19 protein-coding genes are annotated in these 21,074 nt (G+C 71.9%); 16 read left to right on the top strand and 3 right to left on the bottom strand.

Annotation, left to right across the window (positions count from 1 at the left end; genetic code table 11):
• The first annotated feature begins 12 nt into the window (after window positions 1–12).
• From FB157_RS19005 to FB157_RS18990, 4 genes are all read left to right on the top strand, one after another.
• Window positions 13–855: a hypothetical protein gene (locus FB157_RS19005; RefSeq protein ID WP_145881251.1), complete on the top strand. Its 843-nt coding sequence runs from the start codon at window positions 13–15 to the stop codon at window positions 853–855.
• 123 nt (window positions 856–978) lie between these two features.
• Entirely contained in the window at window positions 979–1,950 is a 972-nt protein-coding gene (locus tag FB157_RS19000) for an aldo/keto reductase (RefSeq protein WP_145881249.1), read from the top strand.
• 84 nt (window positions 1,951–2,034) lie between these two features.
• A complete protein-coding gene (locus FB157_RS18995) occupies window positions 2,035–2,586 on the top strand; it encodes a TetR/AcrR family transcriptional regulator (RefSeq protein ID WP_222440945.1) in 552 nt (183 codons plus the stop codon).
• Entirely contained in the window at window positions 2,583–4,106 is a 1,524-nt protein-coding gene (locus FB157_RS18990) for an MFS transporter (RefSeq protein ID WP_145881245.1), read from the top strand. The genes FB157_RS18995 and FB157_RS18990 overlap by 4 nt, the downstream gene beginning before the upstream one ends.
• 8 nt (window positions 4,107–4,114) lie before the next feature.
• Here FB157_RS18990 and FB157_RS18985 read toward each other — a convergent pair whose 3' ends face one another.
• Window positions 4,115–4,786, bottom strand: a complete 672-nt coding sequence (locus tag FB157_RS18985) for a 1-acyl-sn-glycerol-3-phosphate acyltransferase (RefSeq protein ID WP_145881243.1) — start codon at window positions 4,784–4,786, stop codon at window positions 4,115–4,117.
• A 345-nt stretch (window positions 4,787–5,131) separates the two neighbouring features.
• On the opposite strand from FB157_RS18985, the gene FB157_RS18980 reads away from it, so the two are divergent.
• The 3 genes from FB157_RS18980 to FB157_RS18970 all read left to right on the top strand — a co-directional run bounded on the left by FB157_RS18980 (window position 5,132) and on the right by FB157_RS18970 (window position 7,489).
• Complete coding sequence (locus FB157_RS18980) at window positions 5,132–6,337, top strand: glycerophosphodiester phosphodiesterase (RefSeq protein WP_145881241.1); 1,206 nt, start codon at window positions 5,132–5,134, stop codon at window positions 6,335–6,337.
• A gap of 102 nt (window positions 6,338–6,439) precedes the next feature.
• Window positions 6,440–6,946, top strand: coding sequence for a sigma-70 family RNA polymerase sigma factor (locus FB157_RS18975; RefSeq protein ID WP_145881239.1), 507 nt, complete (start codon window positions 6,440–6,442; stop codon window positions 6,944–6,946).
• A gap of 45 nt (window positions 6,947–6,991) precedes the next feature.
• Window positions 6,992–7,489: a GNAT family N-acetyltransferase gene (locus FB157_RS18970; protein WP_145881357.1), complete on the top strand. Its 498-nt coding sequence runs from the start codon at window positions 6,992–6,994 to the stop codon at window positions 7,487–7,489.
• An 83-nt stretch (window positions 7,490–7,572) separates the two neighbouring features.
• On the opposite strand, the gene FB157_RS18965 is transcribed toward FB157_RS18970, so the two are convergent.
• Window positions 7,573–7,998: a hypothetical protein gene (locus FB157_RS18965; protein WP_145881238.1), complete on the bottom strand. Its 426-nt coding sequence runs from the start codon at window positions 7,996–7,998 to the stop codon at window positions 7,573–7,575.
• 1 nt (window position 7,999) lies between these two features.
• Window positions 8,000–8,359, bottom strand: a complete 360-nt coding sequence (locus FB157_RS18960; protein ID WP_145881236.1) for a hypothetical protein — start codon at window positions 8,357–8,359, stop codon at window positions 8,000–8,002.
• 69 nt (window positions 8,360–8,428) lie between these two features.
• Here FB157_RS18960 and FB157_RS18955 point away from each other — a divergent pair, with 69 nt between their 5' ends.
• The 9 genes from FB157_RS18955 (at window position 8,429) to FB157_RS18915 (ending at window position 21,065) form a co-directional block, all read left to right on the top strand.
• The gene (locus FB157_RS18955) at window positions 8,429–9,079 is read left to right on the top strand and encodes an HAD family hydrolase (protein WP_145881234.1); all 651 of its coding nucleotides are present in this window, start codon (window positions 8,429–8,431) and stop codon (window positions 9,077–9,079) included.
• Window positions 9,080–9,493: 414 nt separating this feature from the next.
• A complete protein-coding gene (locus FB157_RS18950) occupies window positions 9,494–10,537 on the top strand; it encodes a methionine ABC transporter ATP-binding protein (protein ID WP_145881232.1) in 1,044 nt (347 codons plus the stop codon).
• Window positions 10,534–11,271, top strand: coding sequence for a methionine ABC transporter permease (locus FB157_RS18945; RefSeq protein WP_186581566.1), 738 nt, complete (start codon window positions 10,534–10,536; stop codon window positions 11,269–11,271). The genes FB157_RS18950 and FB157_RS18945 overlap by 4 nt, the downstream gene beginning before the upstream one ends.
• A gap of 66 nt (window positions 11,272–11,337) precedes the next feature.
• On the top strand, window positions 11,338–12,171 hold the full coding sequence (locus FB157_RS18940) for a MetQ/NlpA family ABC transporter substrate-binding protein (RefSeq protein ID WP_145881231.1): 834 nt from the start codon (window positions 11,338–11,340) through the stop codon (window positions 12,169–12,171).
• Window positions 12,172–12,352: 181 nt separating this feature from the next.
• Entirely contained in the window at window positions 12,353–12,991 is a 639-nt protein-coding gene (locus tag FB157_RS18935) for a GNAT family N-acetyltransferase (protein WP_145881228.1), read from the top strand.
• 136 nt (window positions 12,992–13,127) lie between these two features.
• A complete protein-coding gene (cbiE, locus tag FB157_RS18930) occupies window positions 13,128–14,354 on the top strand; it encodes a precorrin-6y C5,15-methyltransferase (decarboxylating) subunit CbiE (RefSeq protein WP_145881226.1) in 1,227 nt (408 codons plus the stop codon).
• 393 nt (window positions 14,355–14,747) lie between these two features.
• A complete protein-coding gene (gene cobT / locus FB157_RS18925; RefSeq protein WP_145881224.1) occupies window positions 14,748–18,728 on the top strand; it encodes a nicotinate-nucleotide--dimethylbenzimidazole phosphoribosyltransferase in 3,981 nt (1,326 codons plus the stop codon).
• A 211-nt stretch (window positions 18,729–18,939) separates the two neighbouring features.
• Window positions 18,940–20,172 carry a uroporphyrinogen-III C-methyltransferase gene (cobA, locus tag FB157_RS18920; RefSeq protein WP_145881223.1) on the top strand — a complete coding sequence of 411 codons (1,233 nt, stop codon included), beginning with the start codon at window positions 18,940–18,942 and terminating at the stop codon, window positions 20,170–20,172.
• A gap of 74 nt (window positions 20,173–20,246) precedes the next feature.
• Window positions 20,247–21,065 (top strand): RNA methyltransferase, encoded by an 819-nt coding sequence (locus tag FB157_RS18915; RefSeq protein ID WP_145881221.1) that lies wholly within the window; start codon window positions 20,247–20,249, stop codon window positions 21,063–21,065.
• The last annotated feature ends 9 nt before the right edge of the window (window positions 21,066–21,074 follow it).

Genomic DNA, 21,074 nt, shown 5'->3' with positions numbered 1-21,074 from the left:
GCGGGGGGAGCCATGGAGAACAACGCGCCGGGAGGCCGGCGGCTGCTGAGCAGATTCCGCGCCGCCCTCGCACTGTGCGTCCTGCTCGCGGGCCTGAGCCTGGCCCTGCTGTCCAACGGCCGTGACGGCTTCGGCTGGTCGGTCCTCAACGAACTCGCCCTGTTCGCGGCGGCCGGTGTCGCCGTCCCCTTCTACTACGACCTGTTCCTCAGGGATGCCGAGCGGGAGACGTTCCTCCAGGAGCTGGGCGGGGTCATCGACCGGCGGCTGGCCACCGGTGACGGCGGACGCGGCCTGACCGTCCATGCCCATGGACGGCTCGCACCCACGGAGAAGGCCGCGTTCCTCGCCGCGGCGCAGACGGAGATCATCGAGATCGGTGTCGCCCTGCGCAGCCTGACCAGCCTGTACGTCTCCCGCCCCGAGCGCGACTTCACCGACCCCGTGCGCCGGCTGCTGAGCCGGGGTGTGCGGATCACCTGTCTGGTAGCCGACCCGGAGTCGGCGCTGATCACCGAGTACGCCCGCAGCATCGGCGACCCCGGCCTGCCGGGCCGGGCGGCGGAGTCCGCCCGTCAACTGGCCCGAGTGGCCCGGGACTTCGCGGCGGAGGGGCATGCCGGGCAGATGACCGTACGGTTCACCCGGCACCTGCCCACCTGCTACGTGTCCCTCGTCGACCCCGACTCCGCGTCGGGCCGCTGCCGTACCTCGCACTACCTGGTGGGGGTACGGCGAGCCGACTCGCCCGTGGTCGACATCGCCCGGACGGGCCAGCCCGAACTGTTCGCGCGCTACGTGACGTACGTACGGCGCGCGCTGGACGACAGCAGACCGGTCGACTCGGCCGGCTGACCGTCGTGTCCGCCCGCACGCGGCGGGTTACGTTGGTCCTGAGCCATAGGAGCCTGTGTCATGTTCCCGGCCAGGCGCGGGACATGGCACAGGCTCCACGGAGCCGACCGAACGGAGTCCGCGATGCCCTTCGCCCGTCTCGCGACCGCCACGACGCCGACCTGCCACATCGGGCTCGGTCTCGCCGCCGTCGGCCGCCCCGGCTACATCAACCTGGGCCGCGAGGAGGACCTCCCGCCGGTCCGCAGCGTCGACGCCCTGCGCGACCGCACCCACGACCTGCTGGACGCCGCCTACGCCCAGGGCGTGCGCTACTTCGACGTCGCCCGCTCCTACGGCCGTTCCGAGGAGTTCCTCGCCGACTGGCTGAACGCCCGCCCGGACATCGACGACGTGGTCGTCGGCAGCAAATGGGGGTACACCTACACCGCCGGCTGGTCCACCGATGCCGCGCAGCACGAGGTGAAGGACCACAGCCTGGCGACGTACGAGCGCCAACGCGCCGAGTCCGAAGCGCTGCTCGGCGACCGGCTCGACCTCTACCAGATCCACTCGGTGACCCCGGACAGTCCGGCCCTCACCGACAAGGAACTCCACGCCGAACTCGCCGAGGCCGCGGCCGGGGGTCTGACCATCGGCTTCTCCACCAGCGGTCCGGCCCAGGCGGACGCGATCCGCGCCGCCCTCGCCGTGCGGGTCGACGGCGAGCCCCTCTTCCGTACCGTCCAGTCGACGTACAACGCCCTCGAGACCTCGGCCGGACCCGCGCTCGCCGAGGCGCACGACGCCGGACTGACCGTGATCATCAAGGAGGGTATGGCCAACGGCCGCCTCGCCGCCCAGAATGCCCCGGACGCGCTGAAGACCGTGGCCGAGGAGACCGATCTCGGCTGCGACGCCGTCGCCCTCGCCCTGATCCTGCGCCAGCCCTGGGCGGGTGTCGTCCTCTCCGGCGCCGCGACCGTCACCCAGCTCGCCTCCAACCTCCACGCGCCCGTCGTGGACCTGGACGTCGACCAGCTGACCCGCCTCGCCACGCTGGTGGAGGAACCGGGCACCTACTGGGAGCGGCGCGGCCAGCTGCCCTGGCACTGACCGATCACCCCTGCTGACCAGCAGCTATGAGTCATGCATGCCTACAATGAGACAAAGATGTCTCACATGGGCTATGATTGTCTCATGGCCCTGGATCGTGACCACGTGCTGCGCAGCGCAGCCGCCCTGCTGACCCGCAAGTCCACGGCGACCATGGACGAGGTCGCCAAGGCCGCCGGGATCAGCCGGGCCACGCTGCACCGCCACTTCGCCGGGCGTGACGCGCTCGTACGGGCGCTGGAGGCGCTCGGCATCGCGGAGTGCGAGGCGGCGCTGGACACGGCCCGCCTGGAGGAGGGTTCCGCCGGCGAGGCCGTGCACCGCCTGGTCCGCTCGTTCGAACCCTCGGCCGGCCTGCTCGCCTTCCTCTACACCGAGAACCAGCTGTTCGAGGGCGAGGGGCAGAACCAGGGCTGGGCCCGCATCGACGAGCGCGTCACGGCCCTGTTCCGGCGCGGCCAGGAGAGCGGCGAGTTCCGTATCGACCTCACTCCGGTCTGGCTCACCGAGGCGCTCTACGGCCTGCTGGCCTCCGGTGCCTGGGCGGTCTCGGAAGGCCGCGTCGCCCCCAAGGACTTCACCCACATGATCGTCGAGCTGCTGCTCGGCGGCGCACTACGAAGAGAGGAATCATGACCAGCACCCTGCAGCCGGCGTGTGCGGCGGAGGTGGAGAAGCGCCCGGGCCGCTGGCTCGCGCTCTCCGTCCTCGTCCTGGCCGTGCTGCTGGTGGCCGTCGACGCCACCGTCCTCGGCCTCGCGACCCCGTACATCAGCGAAGACCTCAACCCCTCCGGTACCCAGCTCCTGTGGATCGGCGACGTCTACTCCTTCGTCATCGCCGGTCTGCTGGTCTCCATGGGCAGCCTCGGCGACCGCATCGGCCGCAAGCGCATCCTGCTGACCGGCGCCACGGCGTTCGGTGCGATATCCGTCCTGAACGCGTACGCGACCACCCCTGAACTCCTGATCCTGGCGCGGGCCCTGCTGGGCGTCGCCGGTGCGACCCTGATGCCGGCCACCCTCGCCCTGATCCGCAATCTCTTCCACGACCCGCGTGAGCGCAGCCTCGCGGTCGGCATCTGGGGCGCCACCGCCTCCGCCGGCACGGCCGTGGGCCCCATCACCGGCGGCTTCCTCCTCGAGCACTTCTGGTGGGGCTCGGTCTTCCTGATCAACCTGCCGGTGATGGCGGTCCTGGTGCTGGTCGGCATCCGTACGCTGCCCGAGTCCCGCAACCCGGACCCCGGCCCCTGGGACCTGATCAGCGTCGTCCTGTCGCTGGTCGGCATGATCGGCCTGGTGTACGCGGTCAAGGAGGCCGCCACCCACGGCCTCACCTGGCCCACGCTCGCCGCGGCCCTGCTGGGTGCGTCGGCGCTCTACGGCTTCGTGCGCCGCCAGCTCACCATGCCGGCCCCGCTGCTGGACATGCGCCTGTTCCGGCGCCGTGGCTTCAGCGGCGCGGTCCTCGCCGACCTGCTGACCGTGCTGGGCATGTCCGGCCTGGTGTTCTTCCTCTCCCAGTTCCTGCAACTGGTCCAGGGCAGGAGCCCCTTCGAGGCGGGCCTGGCCGAACTGCCCGCCGCCGTCGGCGCGGTGGCGGCCGGCCTGATCGCGGGCCGCGCGGCCCGCCGCTTCTCGGTACGGGCCGTGGTCTCGGGCGGTCTGGCCGCCGTGGGTATCGCCCTCGCCGTCCTCACGACCGTGGGCCGGTCGACGGGTTACCCGGTCCTCGGCGTCGCGCTCCTGGTCGTCGGCATCGGCGCCGGCTTCTCCTTCACGGTGACGGCCGACGTGATCCTCTCCAGTGTGCCCAAGGACCAGGCGGGCGCCGCCTCCGCGGTCTCCGAGACGGCGTACGAACTGGGCGCTGCCCTCGGCATCGCCCTGCTCGGCTCGATCGTGACCGGTGTCTACCGCGACTTCACGGGCCCGGCCGGAACCCCGGCAGCGGCCCATGAGTCACTGGGAGCGGCGGTGGAGGCCTCGACGGCCATGCCTGCGCACACGGCGGAGTCTCTCCTGGACGCGGCAAGCAGCTCTTTCGTCCAGGGCCTGCAGATCGCCTCGGCCGCAGGAGCAGCGGTCCTGCTGGCGACGGCGGTGGCGGCGTGGTTCCTGCTGAAGGGGCAGAAACTGGAAAGTGCCGGCTGAGCCGGCGCTTACGCAGCCTTGGCCTTCGTGGCGTACATGTCCACGTACTCCTGCCCGGAGAGCCGCATGACCTCGGCCATCACGGAGTCGGTCACGGCCCGCAGCACGTACCGGTCCCGGTCCATGCCCTCGTACCGCGAGAACTCCATCGCCTCGCCGAAGCGAACGGTGACCTTCCCGGGCCGCGGCATCCCCGCCCCGCCCGGCTGCAGCTTGTCCGTGCCGATCATCGCGAACGGAACCACCGGCGCACCGGTCATCAGCGTCAGCCGCGCGATACCGGTGCGCCCCCGGTACAGCCGGCCGTCGGGCGACCGCGTCCCCTCGGGGTAGATCCCGAAGACCTTCCCCTCCTCCAGGATCCGCCGCCCGGTCATCAGCGCGGCGACGCCACCGTTGGCCCCGTCCCGGTCGACCGGGATCATGCCGACGCCGGTGAAGAACCACGCCATCAGCCGGCCCTTGAGGGTCTTGCCGGTGACGTACTCGTCCTTGCCGATGAAGTACACCTGCCGCTTGGTGACGATCGGCAGCACCAGCGAGTCGATGAAGGTCAGGTGGTTGCCGGCCAGGATGACCGGCCCGTCCCCCGGGATGTGCTCCGCGCCCTCCACCTGTGGGCGGAACATCAGGCGCATGATCGGTCCGAGCACTGCCTTGATGAGCGCGAAGCGGGACAACGGGTCCTCCGATGTCGAGGGAAGCGATATGTGTCTGTGCAGGTGAGGACATTACTCGCGGCTCCGGGGGATGCGCACATCGGGTGCGGCCGGTTCACCGAGGTCTTACACACTGTTGACACTGGTTTACCTGCGGTGACGCCCCGGTGCCCGTCAGTGACGTACACCTGGAGTGTGACGGAGGTCGCGTCGAATGCCCGCGGCCGAAGCCGACGGACCGTCATGTCTCGCCTCGCACACGACAGACGGAGTCACCCGCGTGTTCGAACCGAGGTCTCCCATCGGTCATGTGTACGCCCCTACGATCGGCGCGCATCGAAGAGGCAGGACAGCGGGAGGGCGCTCATGGACAGCGACCAGACGAACGGGCAGACGCAGGGCACGGGACGGCGGGCGCTCCTCGGCGCAGCGGTGCTCGGCGCGGGCGGAGCGGTCTTCGGGCTGCCCGGAACCGCCCGGGCCGCCGACGCCCGGACGGCCGACGCCCGGACGGCCGACGCCCGGACGGCCGGGTACGGCGGGCGCGGGCTGAAGAGCCTGCCGGTGCCGACGATCATCGGCCACCGGGGTGCCAGCGGCTACCGCCCCGAGCACACCTTCGGCTCGTACAACCTGGCCCTCGACCTCGGCGCCGACGTCGTCGAGGCGGGCGACCTGGTGCCCACCAAGGACGGTCACCTGGTCTGCCGGCACGAGCCGGAGATCGGCGGCACCACGGACGTCGCCTCGCATCCCGAGTTCGCCGACCGCAAGACCACCAAGGTTCTGGACGGCGTCCCCACCACCGGCTGGTTCACCGAGGACTTCACCCTCGCCGAGCTGAAGACCCTGCGCGCGGTCGAGCGCATCCCGGCCAACCGCCCGCACAACACCCTCTACAACGGGCGCTGGGAGATCCCCACGTTCGAAGAGGTCCTGAAGTGGCAGGACGAGCAGACCCGCAAGCGCGGCAAGCAGGTCTGGATCTACCCCGAGACCAAGCACCCCACCTACTTCCGCAAGCTGGGCCTGGGCCTGGAGGAGCGGGTGGCGAAGCTGCTGCGCAAGTACGGGAGGGACGGCCGGGACTCGCCGGTCATCCTGCAGTCCTTCGAGCCGAGCAGCATCCAGAAGCTGAACCAGCTGGTGGACAACCCGCTCGTCGTGCTGCTCTCCTCGGCCAGCAGCCGCCCCTACGACTTCGTCGAGGCGGGCGACCCGCGCACGGTCGCCGACCTGATCACGCCCAAGGGGCTGCGGGAGATCGCCGGCTACGCGCAGGGCATCGGTCCGACGCTGGACCTGATCATCCCGAAGAACGCCGACGGCACCCTGGCCCAGCCGACCACGCTGGTCTCCGACGCGCACAAGGTGGGTCTCGTCCTGCACCCCTACACCATGCGCAACGAGAACCCCTTCCTCCCGGCCGAGTACCGCAAGGGCAGCGCCGCGGACGCCTACGGCGATGTCTTCGGCGCCTTCAGGACGTACTTCGCCACCGGCATCGACGGCGTCTTCACCGACAACGCCGACACCGGTGTGCTGGCCCGCGCCGACTTCCTGGCCGGCTGACCGGAGCCGCCCTCGTCAACACCGAGGCCGTACCGCACCCCTTTAGGGGTGACTCCGCGCCGTCCCGGAAACCTGCCGCCGGGGCGGCGCGTCGTTCCGCATATGACGCACGACTTGGTGGTCACCCTGCGCCCGCTGCTCGCCGCCGAGGCCTCTGCCGAGGCATATGCCTGCGGAGGTGAACCGGGCGATCTGGAGCAGGCCGTCTGGCTCCGCCTCCTGGAGCTCCTGGAGACCACCGGGCCGCCGACCGACCCGGAGGGCTGGCTGCGCAAGGCCGTCCGTGCCGAGGCCCGGCGCAGCCGTCGCACCACCCGCATCGAACGTCCGTACGATGTCGAGCCGGCCGACGACACCCGCTCCGACCCCGAACAGCTGGCACTCGCGGCCGCCCGGTACCGCGCCCTGCGCGACGCGGCGCGTCGGCTGCCCGGCCGCTGCCCCCGGCTCATCGAGGCGCTGCTCTCCCCGAGGGACCTGACATACCGGGAGATCGCGGGGGAGTTGGGTATCTCACAAGGCAGTCTCGGACCGGAACGTTCCAGATGTCTGGGATGTCTGCGCCGATTGCTCACGCCGGAGGTTGCGGCCCGTGAAGCGCGGGGATAGGAGTGAGGGACGACAGGTGATCAGGTGAGCGGGAGGCATGCGCACATGGGCATGAGCGTGACCATCTCGGTGGCGACCGAGCAGGATTCGGAGCAGATCTTCAGGCTCCAGTACCTGTGCTTCCAGAGCGAGGCGGCGCTGTACGGCAACTACCGCATCGACCCGCTCGTCCAGAGTCTCGACTCGGTCCGTCAGGAGGTCGTCGCCGACTGTGTCTTCGTGGCCCGCCTCGGCGACGAGGTGGTCGGCGCGGTGCGCGGCAAGGTGACCGAGGACGGCGCCGCCGCCATCGGCAAGCTCTGTGTCCACCCGCGTCTCCAGGGCCACGGCATCGGCGCGCGTCTGCTGCGCGCGGCCGAAGCGGCGCTGGAGGGGGAGCGGGGTGCCACCAAGTTCCGCCTCTTCACCGGCCACCGCAGCGAGAGCAACCTCCGCCTGTACCGCCGGGTCGGGTACCAGGCGGTGGGCCGGTCGAAGGGTGCGGACGGCGTGGAGATGATCGTCCTGGAGAAGCAGGCGGGCGCTTACGCAACTACGGCGTGAGGGGCGCCCCGAGGAGTCGCGGGGCCGTATTGACATGCGGCTCCGCCGCGTGGGCGCGAACGGCCCGCAGGCGCCCGCACTTCTCAGGCCGCAGCCCTCTGCTGCGCCTGCACCTTCCGCAGCCAGTACAGCGCGGACAACGGCAACAGCACGGGGATGAAGATGTAGCCCATCCCATAGTCCGACCACACGGTCGCGTCGGGAAACGCCGAGGGCTCCACGAGCGTCCACGTGCCGACGACCAGCACTCCCACCAACTCGGCCGCGCAGCAGACCCGCGCCGCCCTGCGCGCCGTCTCGCCCCCACGGACCAGCGTGTACGTGATGAACCCGTACACGACACCGGCCACCGCCGACAACGAGTAGGCGAGCGGCGCCCGCTGGAAGTCCGTCGCGATCTGGTACGCCGAGCGCGACAATGCGCCGACCACCATCACGCCGTAGAACCAGACGAGCAGCATTCCCGGCCCGCTGATCAACCGGGTCGGCTTCTCCTCGAGCGCCGTCATCTCAGCCTCCCCAGATGTCGTAGAGCCGTACCTCGAGCACGGCCAGCACCACACCGCCGGCCGCCACCGTCACCGAGCCCCAGCGCGTCCGCTCGGCCAGGGACATGAAGCCCGCCGCCGGCACGCACGCGAACGCGCCCAGCAGATACGCCACGAAGATGGCCGTCCCCTGCTCCGGCTTCTCGCCCCGGACCAGCAGCACGATCCCGGCCACCAGCTGGATCACGGCCAGCAGCGACACCACGGCCATGCCGATGAAGTGCCAGTCCTTGGTCGGCTGGTCCCGGTGGGCGGCCCAGCCGCACCAGGCGGCGAGCAGCAGCGCGGCGACTCCGGTCACCAGCGTCAGGGCGTTGAGCATGCGGTGACCTTATTACGGCCGAAATGGCCCGACGCCGCCGACCCCGTCGTACGCCGTAGGGTCTAGACCATGATGTTCCACGCGCACGCCCTCCTGTTCGACAACGACGGCACCCTCGTCTCCTCCCTCGAATCCGTCGAGCGCTGCTGGACACGCTGGGCGCAGGAGTACGGCATCACCGCCGAGCAGTTCCGGCGCGTCGCGCTGCACGGGCGGCCCGCGGCCGAGATAGTCGCCGACCTGCTGCCCGCCCGGCTCGTGCCGGAGGCGGTCGCCCGGGTCGAACAGCTGGAGGTGGAGGACGTGCCCGGCGGGGGCGTGCGGCTCCTGCCGGGCACCCGGGACTTCCTCGACTTGCTGCCCGCCGACCGATGGGCCGTCGTCACCTCCGCCACCCGGCGGCTCGCCGAGGCCCGCCTCGACGCCGTCGGCATCGTGCCCAAGACGCTCGTCGCCGCCGACGACATCACCCGCGGCAAGCCCGACCCCGAGCCCTATCTGCTCGCCGCCCGGCAGCTCGGCGTGGACCCGGCCCACTGTGTCGTCTTCGAGGACGCACCCGCAGGACTCCAGGCGGGCCGCGCGGCCGGCATGACCACCGTGGCGTTGGCCACAACCCACCGGGCCGAGGAGCTGGACGCCGACCTGGTGGTGAGGGACCTGTCGGCCTTGTCCGCACTGGTCACCGAGGCCGGAGTGGAGATCTCCGTTCGCGACTGAGAACTGTCCGCCGCTGTCCAGCATGCGGACAGCGGCGGCCGGTCAGCACCGTAGGTCTGGTTTACTGATCGCATGACCACGACGAGCTGCCGCACCCTTGCGACCGAGGCGACCCTGACGCCCGGTGCTCGTTGTATGTGTTCGCGCCGAATGTGTGCTTTCTAGAGGGCCCCTGCACCACCTGAGCCTCGCGCCCCGAAGCGAGAGCCGTGGCCGTCCCCACGCCGGATCCCCGGCCTGAGTGACTGAAGCCTCCCCCACTGCCTGAACGGCGTGGGGGACCCCCATCGCGCACGCGACGTTCTCCCCGGTTCACCGCCTCGGCCAGAACCGTGCCGCGTCCCTGAACGACTGCAACTGCACCCGTGTCCGGGCACACCCACGCCCGTGCACTCGACAGTGACGGAAACCCCTGTGATCACCACATCGGGCCTGACCAAGGTCTACCGCTCCCGCGGCCGTGAGGTCACCGCCCTCGACGGCGTCGATCTCCATGTCCGCGAAGGCGAGGTCTACGGCGTCATCGGCCAGTCCGGCGCCGGAAAGTCCTCGCTCATCCGCTGCGTCAACCTGCTCGAGCGTCCGACATCCGGGACGGTGAGCGTCGCCGGACAGGACCTCACCGCGCTCGCCGGCCGCGGCCCCCGCGCCGGCAAGGAGCTGCGCCGGGCGCGCAGCCGCATCGGCATGGTCTTCCAGCACTTCAACCTGCTCTCCTCGCGGACCGTGCAGGACAACGTCGAGCTGCCGCTGGAGATCCTCGGCAAGTCCGGCAAGGAGCGTTCCCGCAAGGCGCTCGAACTCCTCGACCTGGTCGGCCTCGCCGACAAGGCCAAGGCCTACCCCGCCCAGCTCTCCGGCGGCCAGAAGCAGCGCGTCGGCATCGCCCGCGCCCTGGCCGGCGACCCCAAGGTGCTGCTCTCCGACGAGGCCACCAGCGCCCTCGACCCGGAGACCACCCGCTCCATCCTCCAGCTGCTGCGCGACCTGAACCGGCAGCTGGGCCTGACCGTCCTGCTCATCACCCACGAGATGGACGTCGTGAAGTCCGTCTGCGACTCCGCCGCCCTCATGGAGAAGGGCAGGATCGTGGAGTCCGGCACGGTCAGCGAACTGCTGGCCACCCCCGGCTCCGAGCTGGCCTCCGCCCTGTTCCCGGTGGGCGGCGAGGCCACGGGCGCCGACCGGACCGTCCTCGACGTCACCTTCCACGGCGAGGCCGCCACCCAGCCGGTCATCTCCCAGCTCGCGCGCACCTACAACATCGACATCTCGATCCTCGGCGCCGCCATCGACACCGTCGGCGGTCTCCAGATCGGCCGCATGCGCATCGAACTGCCCGGCCGCTACGAGGACAACGTGGTGCCCGTGGGCTTCCTGCGTGAGCAGGGCCTGCAGGTCGACGTCGTCGACCACACGGTCCAGGCGCCCGTGCTGGTGAAGGAAGGTGCCAAGTGACCTGGTCCGAGATGCAGCCGCTGCTGTCCCAGGCGTGTAGCGAGACGTTCACCATGGTGGCCTGGTCCACCCTGATCGCCGTCGCCGCCGGCCTTCCGCTCGGCATCCTCCTCGTCCTGACCGACCGGGGCGGCCTGCTGCAGAACGTCGTCGCCAACAAGGTGATCGGCCAGGTCGTGAACGTCGGCCGGTCGATGCCGTTCATCATCCTGATGGTCGCGCTGATGAGCTTCACCCGCTGGGTCACCGGGACGACGATCGGCACGACCGCCGCCATCGTGCCGCTCGCCATCGGCGGCATCCCGTTCTTCGCCCGCCTGGTCGAGACGGCTGTCCGCGAAGTGGACAACGGTCTCGTCGAGGCCGTACAGGCCATGGGCGGCAACTCCTGGACGATCGTCCGCAAGGTCCTCGTCCCCGAGGCCCTGCCCTCGCTGATCGCCAGCACGACCACGACGGTCATCGCCCTGATCGGCTACTCCGCCATGGCCGGCACGGTCGGCGGCGGCGGTCTCGGCGACCTCGCCGTCCGCTACGGCTACCAGCGCTTCGAGACCGAGCTGATGTGGATCACCGTCGCGATCCTCGCCGTGGCCATCTCCCTCATCCAGTTCGCCGGCGACTACGCGGCCCGCTCCCTGCACCACCGCGGCGCGCGCTCCGGCCCCGCTCCCAAGCTGCGCCTGCTGAAGGCCGAGGCGACCGAGCCCGCCGACATCACCAAGGTCGCCTGAGACCCCCCAAAGACTCCCCGTACACCCATCACGGGGTCGCACCACCCTTAAGGAAAGGCACTTTTCGTGCGTAACACCGCCAAGCTCACCACCGCCGTCCTCGCCGCCGGAGCCCTCACCTTCGGACTCACCGCCTGCGGCTCCGGCAACGACTCCGCCGGCTCCTCCGACTACAGCGGCCCGCTGGTCGTCGCCGCGAGCCCGACCCCGCACGCCGAGATCCTGAACTTCGTCAAGGAGAACCTGGCGAAGAAGGCGGGCCTCGACCTCGAGGTCAAGGAGTTCACCGACTACATCACGCCGAACACGGCGACCGAGGACGGCTCGGTCGGGGCCAACTACTTCCAGAACCAGCCGTACCTGGACGACTTCAACAAGAAGCGCGGCACCCACATCGTGCCCGTCGTCACGGTGCACCTGGAGCCGCTCGGCCTCTACTCCCACAAGGTGAAGAGCGCCGATGCCCTCAAGAGCGGTGCGACCGTCGCCGTCCCGAACGACTCCGTCAACGAGGCCCGCGCGCTGAAGCTGCTCGCCGCCAAGGGCCTCATCACGCTCAAGGACGGCGTCGGCACCGAGGCCACCCCGCAGGACATCGCCAAGAACCCCAAGAACCTCAAGTTCAAGGAGGTCGAGGCGGCCCAGACCCCGCGTTCCCTGGACGACGTGGACGCCGCCGTGGTCAACGGCAACTACGCGATCTCCTCGGGTCTCAAGCCGGCGAAGGACGCCCTCGTGCTGGAGTCCGCGAAGAACAACCCGTACGGCAACTTCCTCGCGGTCGAGAAGGGCAACGAGAAGGACCCGCGGGTGAAGAAGCTCGCCAAGCTCCTCACCTCGCCCGAGGTCAAGAAGTTCATCGAGGACAAGTACCAGGGCTCGGTCATCCCGTCCTTCTGAATCTGACGGCTCGTCCGACGGCACGTATACGGCGTATCGCCACGCACGGGGTCCACTCCCTCACCCGGGGTGGGCCCCCTCGTGCCGTTCAGTGGTTTCATGCTGCATGCTGGGCAGTTCAGCGGGGCCCTGACGGTCCTGATGCTCTCTCAAGGATTTTCCGAAGGTTACGGAGCGGCGCATGACTAGCACCTTCCCCAACATCTCCATCAGCACGGAGCGGTTGGTGCTGCGTCCCCTCGACGAGGACGACGTGCCCGCCCTGGCCGAGATGATGAACGACGAGCACATCGGTGCCTGGACCGACGTCCCCCAGCCCTTCACCCAGGACGACGCCCGGTACTGGATCACCGAGTACGCGCCCGCCGAGCGCACCGCCGGCCGCGGCCTGGACCTCGCCGTCACCGAGTTCCTCACCCAGCGCCTCGTCGGCATCGTCCAACTGGGCAAGACCAACTGGCACATCCGCTCCACCGAGCTGTCGTACATCGTCGCCCCCTGGGCCCGCGGCGAGGGCTACGCCTCCGAGGCCGCCCTCGCCACCGCCCAGTGGCTCTTCGGCGACCAGAAGTTCGAGCGCATCGAGATCCGTACCGCCGCCGACAACACGGCATCCCAGCAGGTCGCGCAGAAGATCGGCTGCATCAGCGAGGGCGTGCTGCGCAACGCCTGCATAGTCCACGTCCGCGCCGAGGACGGAACCTGGACCGACCTGCGCACGGACTTCATCGTCTGGAGCCTCCTCCCGGAGGACCTCGAAGGCGCCGACGGGCAGCTCGCCGACACCGGCGGCTTCACCTCGTACGCCGACTGGAACTGACCCCGGCGAGGCGCACCCGGATCCGCGTACGGCCCCGCCGCATCGCGCGTCCGCTGCCTTCACCAGGTACCCTCACGGAGCCCGCCCGACGGGCCCGTACCCCTGACGAGCTGCGAAAACCTGGAGACTGACGACGATGGCCGACCGGGTCACGGTGATCGGCTGGGACGGCTCGCCGCTGACCGCCACGGCACGCGCCGCCCTCGGCGCCGCCACGCTCGTGGCCGGCGCGGCACACCACCTCGCACTCCCCGAGGTCCCGCCCACCGCCGAGCGCATCCGCCTCGGCAGCCTCGCGCTGGCCGCCCGCCGCATCGCCGCCCACCGTGGCACCGCGGTCGTGCTCGCCGACGGCGACCCCGGCTTCTTCGGCGTCGTACGGGCCCTGCGCGCACCGGAGTTCGGCCTGGAGGTCGAGGTCGTCCCCGCCGTCTCCTCGGTGGCCGCCGCCTTCGCCCGCGCCGGCATGCCCTGGGACGACGCCCAGGTGGTCGTCGCCCACCGGCGCACCCTGCGCCGTGCCGTGAACGTCTGCCGTGCCCACACCAAGGTCGCCGTCCTCACCTCGCCGGGCGCAGGCCCCGCCGAGCTGGGGCTGCTCATGGACGGGATCCACCGGACCTTCGTCATCTGCGAGGAGCTGGGCACCGAACGCGAGCGGGTCTCGGTCGTGACCTCCGACAATGCCCCCGACCACACCTGGCGCGACCCGAACGTCGTCATCGTCATCGGCGGCCCGGCCGGAGCCGCCGACGGCGGCGGCTGGATCGCCGGGCGCGACCCCGGCACCGGACCCCGCGGCTGGGTGCAGCCGGACGAGGAGTACGGGGGGTACGGCGGCGGCCTCGGTGAAGGGGAGACCCAGCTGCTCCGGGCCGCCCAACTCGCCCGTCTCGGTCCCCGGGTCGGCGACCTCGTCTGGGACATCGGCTGCGGCAGCGGCGCCTTCGCCACCGAGGCGGCGCGCGCCGGAGCCGCCGTCATCGCCGTCGACCGGCTGTCCGACGCCTGCGCCCGGACCGACACGGCCGCCCGCCGCTTCGGCGTCCAGCTCCAGGTGGTGCAGGGCACCGCGCCCCATGTCCTCGAAAACCTGCCCGAACCGGACGTCGTGCGGGTCGGCGGCGGGGGAGCGGCCGTGGTCTCCGCGGTCGCCGACCGCCGCCCGCAGCGCATCGTGACCCACGCCGCGACCCGCGACGAGGCCGAACTCGTCGGCCGCGGCCTGAGCGAACACGGATACCGGGTCGAGTGCGCCCTGCTGCAGTCCGTCGAACTCGACACCAGGGCCTGGACGGAGACCGAGCGGAACGTTGCGTTCCTGCTCACAGGGGAATTGCTGCGGCGCGAAGCGCCTCGTTGAGGGGCGGTGGTCGGGCGACGGGTGGGCCTGCCGGATCGCGCCCCGTGATCCTGTTGTCGTACTGCGCGCGGTAGGCTGGCCGATCGTTGTACCGCATCGGTGGCCCGGAACTTCGTTCGCCAATGTCCGGAAAGCGTGCCCGCTTTGGGGTGGGTGTGGTACGGCAGAACCCGAGGACGCGCAACGTGGCGCAGTCCACAGCGGGCTGTCGCGGATCATGCTGTCGCGACGGCTGAACGGCCGGGACAATGCCACTGAATGGCTTTGTCGCCTTTTTTGGGCGGGTCGTTCGTGCCGCTGGGCACACACGCTCGTTCTTCACTACGGGGCGGTCGGTGCGCCGTTCCGGGTGAGCTGGTCGTAGAAGCACTAACCGATGGGCGAGGGGTACGCATGACCGACACCGGCCAGGTCCCGGGCGAGGGACAGCCGGAGAGCGCAGGCATGGTGGAACAGCCGGGCGTCCCCGCGCACGGCGCGTACACCTACCTCTCCGAGGCACCCGCCGAGGACGAAGACCTGCTGCTGCCGGGAGCCCAGGGCGCGTGGGGCAACGAAGTGCACCCCCCCGCCCCGGAACCGGTGGTCGAGGCCGTCCACCAGCCGGGCCCGCACGAGACGGCCGGCCGGGACAGCGGTTCCGTCGACCTCAGCGGCGTCCGGCTGCCGAATCCGGCGCCGGCGTCCGTGCCGCCGTCGCCCATCCTCTCGGCCCCGCAGGACGCGGCCGCCGCGCCGCAGCAGGCGCGCCGGCCGCTGCATCTCGGTCCGCCGATCCCCGACGCCACCGCCAGCCCGGTCCGCTCCCTCGCCGACCGCGGGCCCGCCGGAGCGCCGGTACGGCAGCCGGGACCGGCCACGCCCGGACCCGAGTACCTCGAGGCCCAGCCGCTGGGCGACATGGCCCCGCAGAACGCGGCCCCCTGGGGCGCCGCGCCGGTCGCCGTGGCCCAGGTCGGCACGGAGGCCCCGGCCGCCGAAACGGTCGGTCCCGTCGCGGTCCCCGAGGCCGTCGCCGATGTACCCGACGCCGCCCAGGCCACGATGACCCGCCTTGCCACGCAGGCGGCCGCGCAGCTGCCCGGCGAGGCGGTCCAGCCGCAGGCCGTGCACGGCCATGACGGGGTGCAGCCGGTGCACGGTCACGACGGTGTGTACGTCCCCCAGGGGGATCTGGACCTGGGCCAGGGCCCCGAGGCCGCCGCCCCTTCCGACGCCGCTGCCGGTGGGGCCGTCCCCGCGCCCGAGGCCGAGGCCGCCGAGGCGGTCCATGCCGTGGAGACCGGCCCGGTGCCCCCTGCGGCCGACGTGCTGGAGCAGGGTGCTCCGGTTCAGCCGGCGCAGGCCGAGGCCGTACCGGTCCAGGCGCCCCAGGCCGCGCCGGTCGCGGAGGCCACGCCGGTGGCGGACACGGCGGAGCCCGTCCAGGTGCCCGAGCCTGTCCAGCAGCCGGAGCCTGTCCAGCAGGCCGAGGCCGCACCTGTCGTCGAGGCCGCTCAGCCGGTCGAGGGCGCACCCCTTGCCGAGTCGGCTCAGCCCGTCGAGGCCGCCCCCGTTGCCGAGGCGGTTCAGCCGGTCGAGGCGGCACCCGTCGTCGACGCCGTGCAGGCAGAGGTCCCCTCGGCTGCTGATGCGCCGGCCGAGGCTGTCGCCGCCGCTCCGGCACAGGGTGAGGCCGAGGAGGCGGATCCCGCCGTCGCCCAGAGGGTCACCGAAGCCGTCCCGGTCGTCACCGAAGCCGTCCCGGTCGCTCCGGCCCAGCCCGGCCCGTCCGCCGCCGGTCCCGTCGAGACCCGGCCCGCCGTTGTCCCCGACTCCGCCGCCCCCGCTGCCGGCCAGGTCCCGCCCGCCGTCGAGCAGGGGCAGGCGCCCGAGCCCGTGGCCGCCGCCGAGCCGGCGCCGGAGCCGGCGCACGCGGCCGAACCGGCAGAGTCCCCGGAGCCCCTCGCCCCGGCGCAGGACGTCGCGCAGGTGCTGGTTCCGGAGGCCACGCCCGAGGTGTCCGGGCCCGCCCTCCTGCAGGCCCAGGGCCCGCAGCTCGCGGGTCCCGTCCCGCAGTACGGCGATCCCGCGGCCGCCCCGCAGCAGCCGCAGCCCCAGGCGTCGGATGCCGCCGAGCAGGCCGCGGTGGCGCCGACCCCCGACACCGGCATCGCCGCACCCGCCGGCCCGCAGCTCCAGCCCGTCGAGGCCGCTCCGGTGGCGCCCGAGGCCGAGGCCGCTCCGGTGACGCCGGAGACCGAGGCCCCGACAGCGGTCGCACCGGCCACCGAGCCGGACCCGGCCGCGGCGGCCGCGCAGCAGGCACCCGCCGGCACCACCGGGCCGCTGCCCTCCGGCGTCCCGCTCCAGGCGCACCCCGAGCAGCCGCTCGGGCAGTTCGTGCCCGTCGAGGGCCAGGTGCCGACCACCCCGCACCTGGCGCCGACCCCGCCGCACCCCCTCGTCCTGCCCGCCCAGGAGCAGCAGGAGCCCGTCGTCACGGTCCCCGCTCCGCGCGAGGCCGAGCCCGCCGCCGGACCGGACGCGTCGGCCGACGAGCACGCCCCCGACGTCGTACAGCACGCGGAGGACCTGGAGACCAGGGCCGCCGACCAGGAAGAGAGCAAGGCCGCAGTGGAAGAGGCAGGACAGTCCACCGGACCGGCCGCTCCGGCCTACGACGACGCCGAGCGCGAGGCCGTCCTGAAGGTGATGCGCGAACGGCGCGACATCCGCAACGGCTTCCGCAGCGACCCGATCCCGCACGAGGTGCTGCTGCGCGTCCTGGAGGCCGCCCACACGGCGCCCTCCGTGGGCCACTCGCAGCCCTGGGACTTCGTCGTCATCCGGTCCGCCGACACCCGCCGCACCATGCACGAACTGGCCATGCGCCAGCGCGAGGCGTACGCCAAGTCGCTGCCCAAGGGCCGGGCCAAGCAGTTCAAGGAACTGAAGATCGAGGCCATCCTCGACACCCCGGTGAACATCGTCGTCACCGCGGACCCGACCCGCGGCGGCCGCCACACCCTCGGCCGGCACACCCAGCCGCAGATGGCGCCGTACTCCGCCGCGCTCGCGGTCGAGAACCTCTGGCTCGCCGCGCGCGCCGAAGGCCTCGGCGTCGGCTGGGTCAGCTTCTTCGACGAGCGCGAGATGGTCCGTGCCCTCGGCCTGCCCGAGCACCTGGAGGTCATCGCCTACCTGTGCGTCGGGTACGTCGACGAGTTCCCGGACGAGCCCGAGCTGATGCAGGCCGGCTGGTCCAAGCGGCGCCCGCTGTCCTGGGTGGTGCACGAAGAGACGTACGGCCGCCGCGCCCTGCCCGGAGAGGAACCCCACGACCTGCTTGCCGAGACCGTCGCACAGATCCGCCCGCTGGACGCCAAGGCGCTCGGCGAGGCCTGGGAGCGCCAGAAGCGCATGACCAAGCCGGCCGGCGCGCTCGGCATGCTGGAGATCATCTCCGCGCAGCTGTCGGGCCTGTCCCGGCAGTGCCCGCCGCCGATCCCGGAGCCCGCAGCCGTCGCCATCTTCGCCGGTGACCACGGGGTCCACGCCCAGGGCGTCACCCCCTGGCCGCAGGAGGTCACCGCCCAGATGGTGGCCAACTTCCTGGGCGGGGGAGCGGTCTGCAACGCCTTCGCCAACCAGGTCGGCGCCGAGGTCTGCGTCGTGGACGTCGGTGTCGCCGCCGACCTGCCGGCCACGCCCGGCCTGCTGCCCCGCAAGATCCGCGGCGGCACGTCCGACATGACCACCGGCCCCGCGATGAGCCGCGAGGAGGCCAAGGCGGCCATCGAGGTCGGCATCGAGACCGCCCGCGACCTGGTGGCGGCGGGCAACAAGGCGCTGCTCACCGGTGAGATGGGCATCGCCAACACGACCGCGTCCGCCGCGCTCATCTCCGTCTTCACGGGCGCCGACCCGGCGGAGGTCACCGGCCGGGGCACGGGCATCAACGACGAGACCCTCGCCCGCAAGACCGAGGTCGTCCGCCGTGCGCTCGAAGTCCACCAGCCGGACCCGGCCGACCCGATCGGCGTCCTCGCGGCGATCGGCGGCTTCGAACACGCGGCGCTGGTCGGCCTGCTCCTGGGCGGAGCCTCCCTGCGTACCCCGGTGATCCTGGACGGCGTCAGCGCCGGCGCCGCGGCTCTGGTGGCCCGCGCGATCGCCCCCGAGGTGCTCGCGGCCTGCATCGCCGGCCACCGCAGCGCCGAGCCCGGCCACGTCGCGGCCCTCAACAAGCTGGGCCTGCGGCCCCTGGTCGACCTCGACCTCCGCCTCGGCGAGGGCACGGGCGCCCTGCTGGCCCTCCCGCTGGTGCAGAGCACGGCCAGGGCGATGCACGAGGTGGCGACCTTCGATTCGGCAGGGGTCACCGAGAAGTAGGGGCGGCTTCCGGCCGACGGCCGGTCAGGCGTGGTCCGTGCGCAGTCGTTCCGCCGGGCGGGCACGGACCACGCGGCCGCGCCCGGCCACCCTGCCCAGCCACCGGACAGCCGACCCGCCTTTCCGGCAGCCAACGTAAAATCCGCACGTCAGGGCCACCGCAAAGCCGCAGAGGCCTCGCACTGCACAGCAGCAAGAGGAGCCGCCCCTCATGGCCGAACACCCCGCCTACCCCGTAGGCCTCCGCCTCTTCGGCCGTCGAGTGGTCGTCCTCGGCGGTGGCCAGGTCGCCCAGCGCCGCCTCCCCGCACTGATCGCGGCAGGCGCGGACATCCTGCTGGTGTCCCCCGGGGCGACCCCCTCCGTGGAGGCGATGGCGGACGCGGGCGAGATCACCTGGGAGCGGCGCCCCTACGCGGACGGCGACCTCGCGGCCGCCTGGTACGCCCTCATCGCCACCAGCGACCCCGAGGCCAACGCCCGGGCCTCCGCCGAGGCGGAGCGCCACCGCGTCTGGTGCGTCCGCTCCGACGACGCCGACCAGGCGACGGCCTGGACCCCGGCGACCGGCCACAGCGAGGGGGTCACCGTCGCCGTCCTCACCACGGACGCCAGGGGCCGCGACCCCAGGCACACCGCCGCCATCCGCGACGCGGTCGTCGAGGGCCTGCGCGACGGCACCCTCGTCGCCCCGCACCACCGCACCCGTACACCCGGCGTGGCCCTGGTCGGCGGCGGTCCCGGCGACCCGGACCTCATCACCGTCCGCGGCCGCCGTCTGCTCGCCGAGGCCGACGTCGTCATCGCGGACCGGCTCGGCCCGCGCGACCTGCTCGCCGAACTCCCGTCGCACGTCGAGGTCATCGACGCCGCGAAGATCCCGTACGGCCGGTACATGGCCCAGGAGGCCATCAACAACGCGCTGATCGAGCACGCCAAGCAGGGCAAGTCCGTGGTCCGGCTCAAGGGCGGCGACCCGTTCGTCTTCGGCCGGGGTATGGAGGAGGTCCAGGCGCTCGCCGAGGTCGGCATCCCCTGCACGGTCGTGCCGGGCATCTCCAGCTCGATCTCCGTTCCCGGCGCGGCCGGCATCCCGGTCACCCACCGCGGTGTCGCCCATGAGTTCACCGTGGTCAGCGGCCATGTCGCCCCCGACGACGAGCGCTCCCTCGTCGACTGGCCGGCGCTGGCCAGGCTGACCGGTACGCTCGTGATCCTGATGGGCGTCGACAAGATCGGGAAGATCGCCGAGACGCTCGTCGCGCACGGCAGGTCGCCCGAGACCCCCGTCGCCCTCGTCCAGGAGGGCACGACGGCCGCTCAGCGCCGTGTGGACGCGACCCTCGCCACGGTCGCCGAGACCGTACGTGCCGAGGACGTGAAGCCCCCGGCGGTCATCGTCATCGGCGAGGTCGTGAACATCGGCCCGGAGCCGGTGGCTTGATCCCGCGTAACCCGGGGTAACACAACCCGTTCCCAGCCGTTGGCAGCACACCCAGGACAAGGCAGTATCACCCTGTGGCCGATCTCATCACCGTTGAGGATCCCGACGACCCGCGCCTGCGCGACTACACGGGCCTGACCGACGTCGAACTGCGCCGCAAGCGCGAGCCGGCCGAGGGCCTGTTCATCGCCGAGGGCGAGAAGGTCATCCGAAGGGCCAAGGAAGCCGGCTACGAGATGCGCTCCATGCTGCTCTCGGCCAAGTGGATCGACGTCATGCGCGACGTCATCGACGAACTCCCGGCCCCCGTGTACGCGGTCACCCCGGAACTGGCCGAGCAGGTCACCGGCTACCACGTGCACCGCGGCGCCCTCGCCTCCATGCAGCGCAAGCCGCTGCCGACGGCGGCGGAACTGCTCCGCTCCGCCCGCCGGGTGGTGGTCATGGAGTCGGTCAACGACCACACCAACATCGGCGCGATCTTCCGCTCGGCGGCAGCCCTCGGCATGGACGCGGTACTGCTGTCGCCCGACTGCGCCGACCCGCTGTACCGCCGCAGCGTCAAGGTCTCCATGGGTGCGGTGTTCTCCGTGCCGTACGCCCGCCTGGAGACCTGGCCCAAGGGTCTGGAGTCGGTGCGCGAGGCGGGCTTCACGCTCCTCGCGCTCACGCCGGACGAGAAGGCCAGAAGCCTGGACGAGGCCGCCCCGCACCGGATGGACCGGGTCGCGCTGATGCTCGGCGCCGAGGGCGACGGTCTGTCCACGCAGGCCCTGGTCGCCGCCGACGAATGGGTGCGCATCCCCATGTCCCACGGGGTCGACTCCCTCAACGTGGGCGCGGCCGCCGCGGTGGCCTTCTACGCGGTGGCCTCGGGACGCCCCGCGTCCTGAGCCGGACCG

Source organism: Streptomyces sp. BK340, assembly GCF_007827595.1.
Lineage (GTDB): Bacteria > Actinomycetota > Actinomycetes > Streptomycetales > Streptomycetaceae > Streptomyces.
The sequence above is the reverse complement of the archived record's forward strand: the minus strand, read 5'-3'. Positions and strand labels throughout refer to the sequence as shown.